The sequence below is a fragment of the Prevotella sp. HMSC077E09 genome, assembly GCF_001814685.1.
In the GTDB taxonomy this organism is placed as follows: domain Bacteria; phylum Bacteroidota; class Bacteroidia; order Bacteroidales; family Bacteroidaceae; genus Prevotella; species Prevotella oris.
On the sequence record NZ_KV817559.1, the window covers coordinates 53,653 to 71,113 of the forward strand.

12 protein-coding genes are annotated in these 17,461 nt (G+C 44.4%); 4 read left to right on the forward strand and 8 right to left on the reverse strand.

Going from position 1 to position 17,461, the window contains the following annotated elements; genetic code table 11:
• The first annotated feature begins 61 nt into the window (after positions 1 to 61).
• The 3 genes from HMPREF2983_RS06970 to HMPREF2983_RS06980 are packed head-to-tail and all read left to right on the forward strand — an operon-like array spanning position 62 to position 3,522.
• Positions 62 to 2,239, forward strand: coding sequence for a TonB-dependent receptor (locus HMPREF2983_RS06970; protein WP_070667510.1), 2,178 nt, complete (start codon positions 62 to 64; stop codon positions 2,237 to 2,239).
• A 1-nt stretch (position 2,240) separates the two neighbouring features.
• A complete protein-coding gene (gene pnuC / locus HMPREF2983_RS06975) occupies positions 2,241 to 2,858 on the forward strand; it encodes a nicotinamide riboside transporter PnuC (RefSeq protein WP_070667511.1) in 618 nt (205 codons plus the stop codon).
• Complete coding sequence (locus tag HMPREF2983_RS06980; RefSeq protein ID WP_070667512.1) at positions 2,830 to 3,522, forward strand: thiamine diphosphokinase; 693 nt, start codon at positions 2,830 to 2,832, stop codon at positions 3,520 to 3,522. The genes pnuC and HMPREF2983_RS06980 overlap by 29 nt, the downstream gene beginning before the upstream one ends.
• Positions 3,523 to 4,153: 631 nt before the next feature.
• On the opposite strand, the gene dnaA is transcribed toward HMPREF2983_RS06980, so the two are convergent.
• The 5 genes from dnaA to HMPREF2983_RS07010 all read right to left on the reverse strand — a co-directional run bounded on the left by dnaA (position 4,154) and on the right by HMPREF2983_RS07010 (position 11,180).
• A complete protein-coding gene (gene dnaA / locus HMPREF2983_RS06990) occupies positions 4,154 to 5,560 on the reverse strand; it encodes a chromosomal replication initiator protein DnaA (RefSeq protein WP_004371497.1) in 1,407 nt (468 codons plus the stop codon).
• Positions 5,561 to 5,927: 367 nt separating this feature from the next.
• Positions 5,928 to 6,827 (reverse strand): MlaD family protein, encoded by a 900-nt coding sequence (locus HMPREF2983_RS06995; protein WP_004377231.1) that lies wholly within the window; start codon positions 6,825 to 6,827, stop codon positions 5,928 to 5,930.
• Positions 6,828 to 6,867: 40 nt separating this feature from the next.
• Entirely contained in the window at positions 6,868 to 8,130 is a 1,263-nt protein-coding gene (locus HMPREF2983_RS07000) for an N-acetylmuramoyl-L-alanine amidase family protein (RefSeq protein WP_026285882.1), read from the reverse strand.
• 57 nt (positions 8,131 to 8,187) lie between these two features.
• Positions 8,188 to 8,568: a dihydroneopterin aldolase gene (gene folB / locus HMPREF2983_RS07005; protein ID WP_070667514.1), complete on the reverse strand. Its 381-nt coding sequence runs from the start codon at positions 8,566 to 8,568 to the stop codon at positions 8,188 to 8,190.
• Between the two features lie 26 nt (positions 8,569 to 8,594).
• Entirely contained in the window at positions 8,595 to 11,180 is a 2,586-nt protein-coding gene (locus HMPREF2983_RS07010; protein WP_070667515.1) for an adenosylcobalamin-dependent ribonucleoside-diphosphate reductase, read from the reverse strand.
• 790 nt (positions 11,181 to 11,970) lie between these two features.
• Between HMPREF2983_RS07010 and HMPREF2983_RS07015 the strand changes: the two genes are divergently transcribed.
• Positions 11,971 to 12,708: a nitroreductase family protein gene (locus HMPREF2983_RS07015; RefSeq protein WP_039873626.1), complete on the forward strand. Its 738-nt coding sequence runs from the start codon at positions 11,971 to 11,973 to the stop codon at positions 12,706 to 12,708.
• A 252-nt stretch (positions 12,709 to 12,960) separates the two neighbouring features.
• On the opposite strand, the gene HMPREF2983_RS07020 is transcribed toward HMPREF2983_RS07015, so the two are convergent.
• The 3 genes from HMPREF2983_RS07020 to HMPREF2983_RS07030 are packed head-to-tail and all read right to left on the reverse strand — an operon-like array spanning position 12,961 to position 16,821.
• Positions 12,961 to 14,418: an MFS transporter gene (locus HMPREF2983_RS07020; RefSeq protein WP_141757637.1), complete on the reverse strand. Its 1,458-nt coding sequence runs from the start codon at positions 14,416 to 14,418 to the stop codon at positions 12,961 to 12,963.
• Positions 14,419 to 14,437: 19 nt separating this feature from the next.
• Positions 14,438 to 15,370 (reverse strand): 5-dehydro-4-deoxy-D-glucuronate isomerase, encoded by a 933-nt coding sequence (kduI, locus tag HMPREF2983_RS07025; protein ID WP_070667516.1) that lies wholly within the window; start codon positions 15,368 to 15,370, stop codon positions 14,438 to 14,440.
• Positions 15,367 to 16,821, reverse strand: coding sequence for a PTS galactitol transporter subunit IIC (locus HMPREF2983_RS07030; RefSeq protein ID WP_070667517.1), 1,455 nt, complete (start codon positions 16,819 to 16,821; stop codon positions 15,367 to 15,369). Before HMPREF2983_RS07030 ends, kduI begins: the two co-directional genes overlap by 4 nt.
• Positions 16,822 to 17,461: the final 640 nt, after the last annotated feature.

Consider the following 17,461-nt stretch of genomic DNA (forward strand, 5'->3'; position numbering starts at 1 on the left):
ATGCAGAAACCTCGATGTTGTTGGGAAAGAAATCGAGATTATTCATTAATAAAGCTTCAAAATGAACAGAAAACCAAAAATGCTGATGGCCGCTTTGATAGCAGTGAGCCAGAGTTATGCAGCAAAGGAGTCCATCGACACACTCAAGACCTATGAGTTACAGAATGTACAAGTCACATCAACTCGTGCAGGAAAGCATACTCCCATGGCCTTTTCAACGCTCAATAAAGACCAAATCAAGAAGATTAATCATGGTCAGGATATTCCTTTTCTGCTTTCTCTCACGCCGAGTGTAACCACAACAAGCGATGCAGGAAACGGTATTGGCTACACTTCCTTGAAAGTACGTGGCACCGACCCGAGCCGTATCAACTTCACCGCTAACGGCATTCCTGTGAATGATGCAGAGAGTTCGCAAGTGTTTTTCGTTAACATGAGCGACTTCATGTCAAGCGTAAAAGACCTTCAGATACAGCGAGGTGTGGGCACATCTACCAATGGAAGCGCTGCATTTGGTGCCACTGTGAACATGCAGACAGATGCTCCTTCGCTCTATCCTTACTTGAATTTCAATGCTTCTGCAGGCAGTTACGCCACGCATAAAGAGAGTTTGCGCTTCGGTTCGGGCCTTTTGGGAAACCATTGGAGCTTTGACGGCCGCCTCTCCAATATCGCCAGCAACGGTTATATAGAGCGTGCTGCGAGCCAACTGAACTCCTATTTCCTGCAAGGTGCCTATACCGGAGACAACACACTCGTGAAACTGCTCACTTTCAACGGCATAGAAAAGACCTACCACGCTTGGGATTACGCCACAAAAGAGCAGATGGAGAAGTATGGAAGACGCTATAATCCATGCGGAGAATACAAGGATGCAGACGGCAATACACGCTACTATGACAACCAGACTGACAACTATCACCAGCAAAACTACCAGCTTATCTGGAACCAGTTGCTTGGTGACAGGTTCAATTTCAACGTAGCCCTGCACTACACGGCAGGCTTCGGCTACTATGAACAGTATATGGTGGGACAGAAACTTGCCAAGTATGGACTCACAACCACAAACTTGAAATCAGATCTTATCCGTCGAAAGAACTTGCGAAATGACTTCTTTGGTGGCGTATATGCCTTGAATTACAAGCACAACCAACTTGAAGCATCGCTCGGTGGAGCCATAAACCATTATAACGGACGCCATTTCGGAACCATTGTCAGCGTGATTAATCCCACTGTTGCCAACTATCCCGATAACGAATACTATAGAAACAAGGCCGAAAAAAACGAAAACAGCATCTACGGAAAGCTGAACTATGAACTCGTCAAGGGCCTCAACGCCTATGCAGACCTGCAATATCGCTACATCAGATACCGCATAGAGAATCCCGAAGACAAATACACGACCGCGCATTCTGCGGGTTGGCGTTATGACGAACGCTACAAATTCCTCAATCCCAAGGCTGGACTTTTCTGGCAAATCAACCCTAACCATGCTGTATATGGCTCGTGGGCACTCTCTCATCGCGAGCCTGTGCGCAACGATTTCGAGGGAAATCCCTCCCCAAAGCCACGTGCTGAGCGCATGAACGACTGGGAGTTGGGCTACAAGTACCAAGGAGTGAAGTTCAGTGCAGGCCTTAATCTCTACTATATGGCCTACAAAGACCAGTTTGTTCTCACCGGAGAGCGAAACGCTATCGGTGAGATGATCCACCGAAATGTAGGGAGTTCCTATCGCGAAGGCGTTGAATTGCAGGCTGCCTGGAAGCCCATGAGCTGGTTTCGCTGGGACATGAACACCACATTGAGCCGTAACCGCGCGAAAGACTGGACGGTAAAGAGCGATAACAATAAGTCACTCAACTTCGGAACTACCCACCTCAGCTTCTCGCCCGACCTCATTTTCAACAACATTTTCACCTTTGACTATCGCGGTTTTGAAGCATCTGTGCAAAGCCAATACGTCGGAGAGCAGTATATGACCAATGACAACAACCGCAATCTCATGCTTGATGCTTACTTCATCACTAATCTTGACCTGAGTTACAGCTTTAAGATGAAGTCGGTGAAAGCCATTACTGTAGGCGCAACGATATACAACCTATTCTCCGAAAAGTATTTCACAAACGGCTATGCCAGCGCAGGCTATGATGACAACGGAAAGGAAACTAAGACAGAATCAGCCTATTCTCCACAGGCACCCATTCACTTTCTGGCGCATTTAAGCATTACCTTCTGATATGACAGCATACTTATCACTCCACTGGCTCGATATTCTGACTACGCTCTTAGGTCTCACCTACATCGTATTGGAGTATCGGGCAAGCATCTTTCTATGGCTCGTGGGCATCGTGATGCCCCTGCTTGACATCTGGCTTTACTTCAGTCACGGTCTCTATGGCGATGCAGCTATGGCCGTTTACTATACGGGAGCCGCACTCTATGGCTATGCCGTGTGGCGCTTCGGCCGTAAACATGGACAGCAACAAGGGCAGGCTTTGCCCATCACCCACATGCGCCGACGCCTCTATCTGCCTGCAACAGTGTTCTTTTTCGTGGCCTGGGGCGTCACCTACTGGGTGTTGCGAAGCTTCACCAACTCTACCGTTCCACTGCTTGATGCTTTTACCAATGCCCTGAGTTTCGTTGGTTTATGGGCTTTGGCACGCAAATATATCGAGCAATGGGCTTTCTGGCTCGTGGTAGATGTCATCAGTTGCTATCTCTACATCGTCAAAGGAATTCCTTTCAAAGCCGGACTTTATGGCTTATATGTGGTGATTGCCGTGGCCGGATACTACAAATGGAAACAAATGATGCAACAACAACATGAACAACTATCCGCTCATCAACAGTGAAACTCACTTCGACATGGTCATCGTGGCCAATGGTTCCTACCCCGAAAACGAGGTAGGCCAAACCATTATTCGCCATGCCCGACACCTCATCGCATGTGATGGCGCAGCCTTATCACTCATTGACCATGGCATTCGTTCTGAGCAAATGACGGTGGTTGGTGACGGAGACAGTCTGTCGGCAGAACTGAAAACACGATTGAATTTCTTCCACATGGCCGAGCAAGATGATAACGATTTAACCAAAGCCACACGCTATGCAACCACGCTTCCGCACATCCAAGAGGGCAGCCGGATTGCTTATTTAGGGGCTACAGGCAAGCGCGAAGACCACACATTAGCCAACATTTCGCTCATGATGCGCTATTATTCAGAGTTTCACCTGCAGCCCGTCATGATTACAGCCCAAGGATATTTCATCCCCACCCAAGGCAACAGCACCTTCAAAACGTTTGCCCGGCAACAGGTAAGTATCTTCAATTTCGGGTGCAAGCAACTGAAAAGCAAAGGTCTTGTATGGGATTCTTTCGCCTATGATGCGCTATGGCAGGGCACACTTAACGAGGCACAAGGAGATGAAATCAGTTTCCTGGCCGACGGGCCTTACCTTGTTTACCTTACATTTGAGGGCAAACGAAAATGCCAAAGCAATAGACAAGGAAAATAATCTGCGTCAGACTGAAAGTTTCTGCAAAGTGAAAATCACACCTGTTTTTGTAAAGATTATCACCTGTTTTTTAACATCTCAAGACACCACCAAATAGAAATGAAAATCTACTTTCAGCACGGATGTGAGGCCATTTCTGTCTATCAGCTCTCTTGTTTTTATCTTCTTTTGTTGTCATTTCAGTCAGTTCACCGCATAAACTCATAGACTTGACTTCGTATGATGATGCAAATGGCAAGATAATCTGACGCAGATGACGATATGTTTTGATGCAAATTGCACTGTTTTTCAACATGATTTCATGTTGCTTTTTGCATTGAAAACCATAATCAACTGATATCCAACGCATTACAAAATCATAAAATACAGCGCATATTCAGCGTGGGGAAGGACTTCATTTCAAATACGCGAGTATAGCGAGAGCAATTGTAAATATCCTTGAAATGAATTAACACATCATCCGCTTCATGGAATTATAGCTCATGAAATGCAGCACATACAATCCTCATTAACGAAAAAAGTCCCTGATACAGAGTATCAGAGACGCTTTCACTTTATATAAATAAATACTTTGAAAACTATTCTTCTTACCTTTTTCTTACGACATACAACGACAGGAAACGACAGGAATTCAAGACTTTAACTTAAAAGAAACTTCGATAGAATTCACTTCCTCCTTGAACGAACTGTCTACTTTCAAGCGGTTTTCTACCTGTGCACAACTATGAATTACTGTGGAATGATCACGGTTTCCGACAAGACGGCCGATGCGAGATGCAGGCATCTTGGTATATTTCTGGGCGAGATACATCGTCACTTGGCGGGCAATCACGAGATCATGCTTGCGACTCTTGCTGTTGACAGCACTCAAAGTAACGCTGAAATGATTGCATACCGTGTCGAGAATTTCGTCAACTGTGAGCGGATTGTCATCCACTTTCACCGCCCGCTTGATGACTCTTTCGGCCAAACGCATGTCAACATTGCTGTTGTAAACTACGCTGTAAGCCAGCAATGAATTGACAACGCCTTCAAGATCACGCACACTTCCATTGGCTGTTGAGGCTATGAAACGGATGACTTCATCGGGAATATGCAGGCCATCGCGACGGATTTTAGCCTTCAGAATGTCGGTACATAATTCCACATTCGGCTTCTCCAACTCTGCAATAAGCCCACAGGAGAAACGTGTGAGCAGTCGTTCGTTCATGCCTTTCAGGTCGACCGGCGGACGATCGCTTACTAAAAGTATGCGTTTTCCATTGCGGAAGAGATGGTTGAAGATATGAAAGAAAGTGTCTTGTGTCTTGGTTGCATTGACCCACTCCTGGATATCATCGACAATCAACATGTCAATCGTCTGATAAAAGCGAATGAAGTCGTTGATAGAACTGTGGAGATTGGCGTCTACAAACTGCGATTGGAAGAGGCGTGCACTAATGTAAAGCACGCGCTTTTCAGGATAAAGCTGCTTGCAACGGAGGCCGATAGCATTGATAAGATGGGTCTTTCCACAACCGGAAGGGCCATAGATGAACATCGGGTTGAACTGCGGTTGAGACGGATGTTCAGCGATAGAAAGCCCCAAACTGCGTGCTAATTTGTTGCTGGTTCCCTCAACATAATTCTTGAAATTAAGGTGGGGATCAAGCTGAGTGTCTATATCGGCAGCCTTGTCTACGTCCATAGGCGAAGGCGACTGATTGGCCCCGCTGCGCTCTTTGCGTGGTTCAGCATCTGTTGGATCGGCTTCTAAGTCTTGAGTCAGCTTGTGTTCCTTGTCTGTAACAACGCGATAAGTGAGCTGTGCACCCTCACCAAACGAGCGATAGAGCACGGTTTTGAGTAGGTTCAAGAAGTTCTCTTCCAAATACTCATACACAAACAAGCTGGGTACTTGAACTAAGATAGTCTTCGTTGCTTCGTTGTAATGCTCAAAGACAATAGGTTTGAACCAGGTTTCAAATTGCTGTTGCGTCACGTTCTGCCTGATGAGCGCAAGCGATTTGCCCCAACGGTTATCAGGACTCACTTTCATTTATCATTTAAGATGTATAATAATGTATGTCTTTCGACTCTTTTTTACGTCGTGATTGCAAAGATAGTAAAAGATAATCAAAATGACAAATCTATCTGATGAATGTTTTCTGATAAAATGAGTTAAATCACTCATACATGTGAACTTACGCATATTATCAATTTATTTGCCTCTTTACAGACTTGCAGATATATAAGGTCTTGATTTCAAATGGATTATCTTAGGTTCTGAATAAAGTCATATGATTTGGTGAAACATTTGAGAATATGTCTGTATGAAGCATATAAAAACGGCTTTCGGGTATGCCCAAAAGCCGTGAAACATTTATCTTTACAATTTAGACCATTTTTAATTTAACTGCAATCTCTTATTTTTCTTTTCTTCCAAAGACAGAGAAATGCACATAACGTTTGGGATGTTGCCGCACATTTATCAACAAAGAGTCGGCACTGCGCATGGTCTTGTTCATATTGTTATACAGTGTCGGATCGTGCATCAGCAGGCCCAAAGAGCCTTCCCTGCTATTGAGTTGATGGGTGAAATCCTTGAGATTTGCTATTGTCTGGTCTACTTGTGACATCGTTCCTGCTACATCCACACGCGCTAAATTGCCTGTAAACTTATCGGCATTCGTCAGCACACCGTTGGCCTTATGCAGCAACCCGGGTACGTTCTTGTTGAGATCTGCCATCAGCACATTCAGCTGTTTGGAAGTCGTCTTGAGGTTACCGGTGATACCTTCAATGTTTTGAAGCGACTGGGCAAGTGCCGGATTAGCCAACAACGCATTGAGGTTTGTGAGGATACTGTCTATCTTCGGCAACATCACTTCTACTGTAGGCACCAAGCTTGCAACCTTTCCCATAAGTCCGTTTTTCGTCGAACCAATCATCGTTTCGCCGGGATTGACGCGCTCACGAGGATTATTAGCCAAGAGTAAATTCATTTTAATGTTACCCATGATGTCGCTTTCTATCTCGGCAGAACTGCCTTTCGGGATGCGAAGGTCTTGGTCTACATTGATCTGAACAAGGATATCTCCACCCTTATCGTAGTCATATTGAATGCGTTTCACAACGCCCACCTTGTATCCATCGGCATAGATCGGATTGGAAGAAGACAATCCGCTGATATCCTTGAACGACACATAATAAGTGTTGTCATTGGAAAACAGCGTCATTCCCTTAAGGAAGTTGAGTCCGAAAAAGAGCACAAGAATACCCACTATGGCTACTATTGCAATTTTGATTTCCTTTGTTAACTTCATATTCTTATCTTAACTTTCTGTCTGTTTGACTTATATAAAACTATCTTTTCAATTTGAATTCCTGAATAGCAGCGTTGATATCCATCTTGTTTCCATTCTTGAAAGCAACTATAAAAGCGTCAGGGAACCTGTCAAGTATCTGCTTACGCAGCCGATATATCTCGTTATAATTGGTCGATGCCCCATAAGTGTACTTATACAGTCCCTCTTTATACGACTCAATATTGGTCAATCCTTTGAAGCGGTTGTCATCAGATTTCAGCACATTGGAACTGACAAGGAGCTGCACTTTGAATACAGGTTTGTCGTTCTCTACCCTATTCGGTACCTGAACATCACCTTCCTTATGTGGTGGTTCCACTTTTGCAAGGTTGTTATCTGCCTCAGCCGACTTGCGTTCGACACGTCGCTTTGACTTGCGTGGAGCAGGATTATCAGCAGCTGGTTTTCGGTAATCAGAGGGCACAACCTGCGGTATTGTAGGCTCTTCCTTAATGGGTTTATAAGGCACACTGATGTCGTTGCCATAACGTTGGCGATATTTCATAAAGGCATTATAAACACCTTTCACATACAAAGCTACTGAAGCATCATCATTCAAGAAGTCTTCTTCATCAGGAGTCGATATAAATCCCAATTCCAAAAGACAGCTTGGCATCGACGTTAAGCGCAGAACTGCGAGGTTATTCTGGTGAGATCCTCCATTGACACGACCCGTTGAAGCACATACATACTGTTGCAATAGGCGTGAAAGTTCAACACTTTTCTCACGATTCTTATCTGCAATGAACTCATACATGATATCACTTTCCGAAGAATTCGTGTCAAAACCCTTATAAACTGTCTTGTAGTCTTTCTCTAAGAACATGACAGAATTCTCGCGTTTTGCTACGTCGAGGTTAGCTTTAATGCCTCGATCGCCTGAATGTTCACCGCGACCTAACGTCCAACTTTGAAAGCCGTGGGCCGATTTCGAACCTGTAACCGCATTGATATGGAACGACAAGAAAAGGTCGGCATTGCACTTATTGGCAATATCAGCACGCCCTGCCAAAGTTACGAAAACATCGGTCTTACGCGTATAGACCACACGAACATCGGGACTATTATCCTCAACATAGCGCCCAAAAGCAAGCGCATATTTCAGTGTAAGGTCTTTTTCTTTGGAGTAACTACCAGGTGCTCCGTGGTCAGTTCCACCGTGTCCGGCATCAATAACGAGTGTAAACTTGCGGTTTGCCGCCATGACAGCAACAGCAAACAGCAACATTGTTATCAGGAAGAAGACTCTCTTTCTACGCATAAAACCAATATATCGGGTGACAAAGTTAATGAAAAAATGTCATAAAACCTTATGTCCTCATTCAGTTTTATCATTTATTAAATGAAGTTCAATGCCTGCACCTTCACCGTCAGCACCCATTGGTGGATTGCATTTAAGTATTTTTATATCGAGTTCCCTGATAGAAGAAAACTTTCGAAACAGGCGATCAGCAATCCTATAAGCCACGCGTTCAACGAGATTACCGGGCACTTTCATCTCCTGCGAAACAAGCTCATAGACCGCTGCATAATTCAAGGTATCAGCTACATCATCGGAAATAACGGCTTCATCCAACGGGTAACTGATTCTTAAATCCACCCGATAATCATTGCCTGTCAAACGCTCCTGCGGTATCACACCATGGAAAGCATGAAACCGCAGGCCGTTAAGAAAGATATAACTATTTCTGATTTTCATTTCAATTCATATCACTTGAGGCGCTATCAACCACACCGACTGGCGCCACAGTTAGTGCAAATGAGGCATCCTTCCTGATAGACGAGCGTCTCATGACCGCATACCGGGCACTTCTGTCCATTGGCTTTAGTGCCATCAACGATATATTTCTTCAGCGCACGCTCTACACCATTCTTCCAAGTATTAATGCTTTCATCCTTCAATTGCAATGAACTCACAAGCTTCATCACATGATCAATCGGCATACGATAGCGCAAAACGCCGGATATCAACTTTGCATAGTTCCAATATTCCGGGTTGAACTTCTCGCTCAGTCCCTCCACTGTAGTTTTGTATCCCCGCTTGTTTTCAAACTGAAAATCATAGCGATGCGAGCCATCCTCAATGGTAGACTTGATGATCTTGCCTTTAGTGACATTCTTTGGCAACACAATTCCTTCTTCATCATCCTGCAAACCAGTGAAGATTTCATAAGGATAACCATTGAGCAAGCCCACAAAAGCCACCCATTTTTCCTTGTTGTTCTGGAAACGAACAACATCACATTCGAGTTCTTTCGGCCGTACTTCTGTCACTTCCGGACGGACACACTCGTGCTGTTTCGGTGTATCTTCCCGAACATCTGCACCTTCTGTATGACTGCCTTTCTTCTTGTCTTTCTTCGAAACAGATATCATTACCCCCGCACGGCTACCGTCCCGATAGATAGTACAACCCTTGCAACCGCTCTTCCAGGCTTCAACATAAAGACGATTCACAAGACTTTCGTCGACATCATGAGGCAGATTGACAGTCACGGAGATGCTATGATCCACCCATTTCTGTATAGCGCCCTGCATCTTTACCTTCATCAGCCAGTCAACATCATTGGCGGTAGCTTTATAATAAGGTGATTTTGCAACGAGATGATCTATCTCTTCCTGCGTATATCGCTTCTCTGTATCGTATCCGTTGACCTGCATCCACTGCAAAAACTTACGATGATAAACGATATACTCCTCGAAACTGTCGCCCACTTCGTCTACAAAATCCACATGAACATCAGCATCATTGGGGTTAACCTTACGCCGACGCTTATATACAGGCATGAAAACCGGCTCTATTCCGCTGGTAGTCTGTGTCATCAGTGAAGTTGTTCCGGTCGGTGCAATGGTCAGACAGGCAATGTTGCGTCGGCCATATTGCTGCATATCTGCAAAGAGTTCAGGATCAGCCTCCTTTATTCTTTGAACGAAAGGATTATTGACTTCACGCTTAGCATCATAGATTTCGAAGGCCCCACGCTCCCTTGCCATGGTCACAGATGAGCGATAAGCATTCAAAGCTAAAGTCTTATGAACAGACACCGAAAAGTCAGTTGCCTCCTGAGTACCATAGCGTAATCCCAAAGCTGCAAGCATATCACCCTCTGCAGTGATGCCGACACCGGTACGACGTCCCATTCCACTCTTGCGCTTTATCTTCTCCCAAAGATGATATTCAGCCTCTTTTACCTCATTGTTCTCAGGGTCTTCCTTGATCTTATGAATGATAAGGTCTATCTTTTCCATTTCAAGATCAACGATATCATCCATGATACGCTGTGCAATCTGAACGTGCTTCTTGAACTTGTCGAAATTGAATGAAGCCTCTGTTGTAAAAGGTTTCTCCACATAACTATAGAGATTGATGCTCAACAGACGGCAGGAATCATAAGGACACAACGGGATTTCACCGCATGGATTGGTGCTCACGGTGGTGAAACCGAGGTCAGCATAGCAGTCGGGAATACTCTCGCGGAGGATTGTATCCCAGAACAAGACGCCGGGTTCTGCACTCTTCCACGCATTATGCACTATCTTTTCCCACAGCTTGCGGGCTGAAATCTCCTTCGTAATCTTAGGTTCTTTCGCATCAATAGGCCACTGCTGCATGTAATTTCTGTCATCAACAGCAGCCTGCATGAACTCATCATCGAGCTTCACTGACACGTTTGCACCCGTCACCTTGCCCTCTTCCATCTTAGCATCAATGAAAGCTTCGCTGTCGGGATGCTTGATACTGACCGACAGCATCAGTGCACCGCGACGGCCATCCTGCGCCACTTCGCGCGTAGAATTACTGTAACGCTCCATGAAAGGCACAAGACCTGTTGACGTAAGTGCCGAGTTATTCACCGGACTTCCTTTCGGACGGATATGGCTCAAGTCGTGACCAACACCGCCACGACGCTTCATCAGCTGCACTTGTTCCTCGTCAATGCGCATGATAGCACCGTAACTGTCGGCCTTTCCTTCAAGACCTATTACGAAGCAATTGCTCAAACTGGCCACTTGGTGGCTGTTTCCGATGCCGGTCATTGGGCTTCCTGCCGGCACAATATACTTGAAATGATCGAGCATTTCGAATATTTCCTGCGCGTTCATCGGGTTCTTATACTTCGCTTCTATACGTGCCACTTCATTGGCAATACGCCGATGCATGTCTTCAGGACTGCACTCAAAGATATGCCCGAAGCTATCTTTCATTGCATACTTATTTACCCAAACGCGGGCAGCAAGCTCGTCGCCATCAAAGTATTTCAAAGAAGTTTGGTATGCTTCTTCAAAAGAATAGATCTTATTGCTTTCCATTTTCTTGTGTAAAAGTAAATTTATAGTTGCAAAATTAGCCTTTAAATTCGACAAAAGGAAAACTTACTTGCTTTATTTTCTACTAAAGATTTTCTTTTTTGAAAACTTATTATATGATTTAAAATAAAAGTTTATCTAAATCAACAACTTGCAAATAAACACTTCAACAGAAACATTTTCTCAGACAACAGTCCTGATATGAAAAGGCAACGACATATTCTCCAAACTGCAATATGAAGCGAATAGCCGGAGAATTGCATTCATCTATGCTTCCTCTTCGTGTAATAATTATTGCCCATTTTTAACATTTTGAGATGTCCCCTTTTAGGAAAAAGAAAATAAAAAAACAGGTGTTATTTCGTAATTTCAAAGAAGTCGGTGTTTAATTTCATTCATCCTACACTGCAACTTGATGCAAAATGCACGGTTATTTGAGTCAAGTGATGCGATAATCTGATGCAGATTGCGGGATGATTTGATGCTAATTACAATGTTTTTCAGCGTGATTATGCTTCACATCTTGCCTTTAGTTTCGTAATAACCTTATAATCAGTGCATTACAAAGTGCCCAAAATCAGCCCGTATTCGGCCCAAGGGGGCCTTTCTTTTCGAATGGACAAGCATGATGAGAACAATTGTAAACATACTTGAAAGAAATTAACATATAATCCGTTTACATGACAGAAGTGCTGCGTCATGCAATAAATGAAACGACCAACTGACTGCACTTTGCCCAAATGGAATATTTTATGTAACTTTGCTACCATAATAAATCCCAAGCAAAATGACGATGAATACATTCCAAAACAGAAAGACTATCAGGAGATATGCACGCAAAGAGGTCAGCGAGCAGTTGCTAAATCGCCTGTTGGAAACGGCAGAACGTACCCCAACGATGGGCAATCTGCAACTCTATAGCGTTGTCGTGACCCGCAGTAAAGAAAGGAAAGAACAGCTGTCTCCGGCGCATTTCAATCAGCCCATGGTAGTGGAAGCGCCTGTGGTACTGACGATTTGCGCTGATTTCCGACGCACAACAGCATGGGCTGAGCAGCGAAAAGCAACACCGGGATATGATAATTTCCTCTCTTTCATGAATGCTTCAACAGATGCTTTGCTTTATACGCAGACCTTTTGTAACCTTGCTGAGGCTGAAGGATTGGGCACCTGCTTTCTCGGCACCACGCTCTATATGCCACAAATGATTATTGATATCCTGAAACTTCCACGCTTGGTGTTTCCTGTGGCAACAATAACTTTGGGCTGGCCTGACGAAAATCCCGCTCTCACCGACCGTCTTCCATTGCGTGCTATCATGCATCAGGAGACTTTTAACGACTACACTTCCAACTGTATCAACGACATCTATCACGAAAAAGAGACTTTACCCGAGAACAAACATTTCGTGGAAATCAATCATAAGGAGACGCTTGCACAGGTGTTTACTGACCTTAGATATACGAAGAAAGATAACGAGGAAATGAGTAAAGGCTTTTTAGAAGCACTGAAAAAGCAAGGGTTTTTGTAAGTAAACGAGTTGACAAGTTGGCTGTAAACGAGTGAACAAGTAAACGGGTAAACAAGTTGTTTGCTAACCAACACACAACTTGTTTACCCGTCAATTATTATTAAGGGCGGTCGTAAACACATGTATTTTTATGGGTAAACGAGTGGACAAGTTATTGTTAAAGGTTCAAATAACATGTCTACCTGTTTACAGTCAACTCGTCTACAGCTAACTTGTTTACTCGTCAACTCCTCCACTTGTCAACTCCTCCCCCTACTCCACAACGATAGGTTTGTATTTAGGCACAAGCAATTTCATGATACACCAGCCTACAAGATAAGCCACTGCACAGATGCAGAAGACTATCATATAGCCGGCAGGTTTACCTTCAAAGCCCATGAAAGAGAACGCAGAACCCTGCGCCTCAGCGTAGGTGAAGAGCTTTCCCGAACCTTTATTGATCATAAACGAACTTATTCCGCCTGCCATAGCACCAATACCTGTGATTGTAGCTATCGTTGATTTGGGGAACATATCGCCGATAGTGGAATAGAGATTTGCCGACCATGCCTGATGTCCGGCACCCAAAAGACCAATGATAATGGCTGGCCACCAAGGACTATATGCACCCATTGGCTGTGCAAACAAACCCAACACAGGGAAGCAAGCAAAGATTAACATTGCCCGCATACGGCCGATATAGGGGTTCATTCCTTTCTTATCCACAAAGTAAGTGGGCAGATAACCACCGCCGATACTTAGGAATGTACAGATGGCATACAGCGTGAAGACAAGCATGATGCCCATCGTTGAATCGCTTTTATAACCATATTGGTCGGAGAAATAGGCCGGAGCCCAGAACAGGAAGAACCACCACACACCGTCGGTCATGAACTTTCCCATGATAAACGACCATGTCTGTCGATACGAGAAGCACTTCATGAAACTGATAGTCTTCTCTTCTTTCTCTTCCGTCTCAACCTTTTCAACTGCTGAAAGGTCGCTGTCTTGCTCAATATAGCATAGCTCTGCCTTGTTGACATGCTTGTTTCGAGTTGGCTTTTCATACAGCCACAGCCAGAAACCCATCCACACATAGCCCAGAACACCAATGATAATGAAAGCCATTTCCCAGCCCCATGCACGGGCAAGCAATGGGATTGTGGCCGGCGCAGCTAATGCTCCAACCGACGCTCCGCTATTAAAGATAGAAGTAGAAAAGGCACGATCCTTCTTAGGAAAGTACTCGGCAGTCACCTTAATGGCCGCAGGGAAGTTGCCTGCCTCGCCTACTGCAAGTATCAGACGACACGAAAGAAAGAGCCAGACGCTGATAGTTGCAATGGCAACAGCGGCATCACTGCCCGCCTGTACCATGCGCAAGGCCTCTATACTCCCGTAACCTTCAACCTGCATGGCTACCCATCCACACCCCGCATGCATCACCGCACCGGTTGACCAGACGAGAATTGCAATGAAATAGCCCTTCTTTGTGCCCATCCAGTCAATGAACTTACCCGCAAAGAGATTGGCCACAGCATAGAAGATTGAGAATAAACCCGTAATCGTTCCATAGTCATCATCACTCCAGTGAAATTCAGGAGCGATGAAATCTTTCCAAGTTAACGACAGAACTTGACGGTCCATGTAGTTGATTGTGGTTGCCAAGAAAAGCAAAGCACATATCACCCAACGGAAGTTGGACATCTTTGCAGTTTGTATCTTTTCCACTTTCAGTTGGTTTTATCAGTTATTTTAAAGTCGGTATCTTTACGACTTGCATATCAGTATAAACCAAGTTCTCGCCTGCCATGCCCCAAATGAAGGTGTAATTACTTGTACCTGCTGCACAATGGATACTCCATTGCGGTGAAATTACAGCCTGTTCGTTGTTCAACCAGATTGGTCTTGTCTCCTGAGGCTCGCCCATTACGTGGAGAATCTTTTGTCCTTGGGGCACATTATAATAGAAGTAAGCTTCCATTCTGCGCATATGTGTATGGGCAGGCATGGTGTTCCACACCGAACCTTCCTTCAGTTCAGTGATTCCCATCTGTAATTGACAGGTGCGAACTCCGGCAACTCCGTCGATAATCATTTGGTGAATAACGCGGTCGTTGCTTTCTTTGAGTGAACCGGCCTTAATGTTATTGGCCTCTTTCAGAGTCACTTTCTTCGTTGGGTAAGACTTATGTGCGCAGGCACTATTCATATAAAACTTGGCAGGATGAGCCACATCAACACTTGAAAGCACTATATCCTTATTGTTCTTATCATCTGCACGGCCCACATAAAGCGCTTCCTGGAAATCCAATTCATAGGTTTTCCCGTCGACAATCACCGTGCCCTTACCACCAACATTGATGATACCCAGCTCACGATTATCAAGCAGTCGCTTCTTATCCTGTGGCTTATCCGTGTGCAAAGGCTCAATCGTTGTCAGATGGATTGGTGCACCTACAGGTTCAGCTCCACCGATAAGGAAGCGGTCATACATGCTGTAGACCCAGTTAACTTCGCCTGGAGCAAACACTTTCTCTATTGCAAAGTCTTTGCGAAGACGTTGTGTGTCGTAGTGTTTTACATCTTCCGGATGGTTAGCCCATCTCACTTCATAATTCGTTTGTGCCATGCTGATGGTTGCAGTAAGGCCAAAGGCCAAGGTTAATAATGTTTTCTTCATTTCGTATTTGTTATTTTTTCACTTGCAATAATCTGTCGACGGTTGAACAATAAAAGTGCAATGGTGAACACGCTCAACAGTCCCATGCCCACATATTCCAATGAGGCAGTGCACTTATAGATAACCCAACCGAATAAACTTGATGCAAAATCGAGTGCACCACCCGAAAAACCATCGGGGATATGGGCTGCTTTATCACCGGTTTCTGCATAGACAGAGGCTGCCGCCTGCGTGAAAGCAGGAGCCATGTCGGTGACAAAATAAAGTCCGAAAATCAAGGCCACAAGACCAATAACGAATGTTCTCACCACATTACCCTTAGTGAAAGGCAACACCATGGGGAACAAATAGAACATTCCGGCCAATGAAGCTAAGGGCAGAAACTGGTTACCTGGCAGGAAAACTGCTAATGCGAGAATGGTTGGAATGAGGAAAAGAGAGACCACAAGTGTCGTGGGATGACCGATAACAAGGGCCGGACTCATACCGATATAGATTTTCTTGCCGTCGAATTTACGCGCTACAAGGTCTTTCGTTTTCTCTGAAATAGGCATCAATCCGTCGATAAACAACTTCGTGATGCGCGGTATCAACTCCATCACAGCACCCATAATCACGCCTAAAGCCAACACATTTTTCACGATGCTCATTGTTGCATCAGTGGCTGTAGTGCTTGGTTCAGCCTGCTGAAGTTCTTTCAGATAGCCACTGAAATCAGTGATATGACCGGCTTCCCCAAATAAAGCAATCAGACTTCCCACGATAACTCCGAGCACTAAAGGGTCGCCCAACTCACCAAACTTGCGTTTCAATCCCTCGGCATCAATGTCGAGTTTGTTGAAGCCCGGTATCTTTTTCAATCCCTTATTGATAAGTACTGCAAAAGGAACGAAGCTCTGACAGAACGGCTGAGGAATGGAAATACCCTCCAAATCATAATACTTCTGGAAGCGTTCTGCCGTCAAGTCTGCAAAAACAAGCGTAATCATGTAGCACACAATGGCTGAGAAATAGCCCCAAAGCAGGCTCTCTCCCATCACGAAATAAGCCACAGCGCCAATGAAAGCAAAGTGCCAATAGTTCCAAAGGTCTATGTTCACCGTCCGCGTTGTCTTCGTGATGAGCATCAGAAAGTTAATGCCTAAGCAGACAGGAATAATCAAAGCACCCACTGCAGTGTTATAAGCTACGGCTGCAGCTGCAGGCCATCCCATGTCGAAGACATTGAGTTGAAGATGATAAAAATCGGAGATTGAACTCAAAGGAGTATTGAAATTCGTAGTAAGCAGGGCGGTTACGACACCCAAGCCAACGAAACCGACACCCACATAGAGGCCTGATTTCAAAGCTTTGCCAAAGCCCATACCAATAGAGAGTCCAATAATGGTGAAGAGAATCGGCATCATCACGCTGGCTCCAAAGCTGATGATGTAGCTAAAGATCTGTTCCATTTCTTATTTAAACGATTTATATTTGTAGATTGTTTCTGTCATTCCGCCGTTTTTCACGCGTTGGATGCAAAGTTAAGAAAAGTTTTCATATTCTAAAGGGTTTCATATGTTAGTTTTCCTTAAACATGAGATGAGAAACTCACAAAAAGCAACTATAAACAGCAGTTCAAGAGAAATATGTCATTAATGAGCCAAAGCTACGCCTTCATCTCCTCATACAAATATTCTTTACAAAACCTCTTTCAGGTTTCGTTCGGTTTTCATCAGAGAACAACCCGGCTGCAAATACGCGAGTTTTGGGCCCGTTTCGTAATTCATTCAGCATCAAATCATTACGCAATTGCTTAAACATTATCTCCCAAAGAAACCGAGAAAAAACAGGCTTTTAAGTTGAAAAAGCATGCAAAGTGGGGCATTTCAGCGGCTCATTTGGTGCAAATCAGAACATAAAATGACTGAAAACGCGGTGCAAAATAACTCTTAAAATACAACTTACTGAAAATAAAGAAGTTACCTTATTGATACAACTAAATAGGTAACGATTTGGAAACGAGCGAAATGCTTTGTGTCGCTGTTTACTGCTAAAGAAAGAACGCTTGTTATTCCGTTTGCAAAGATAATACTTTGTTACCGAATAACA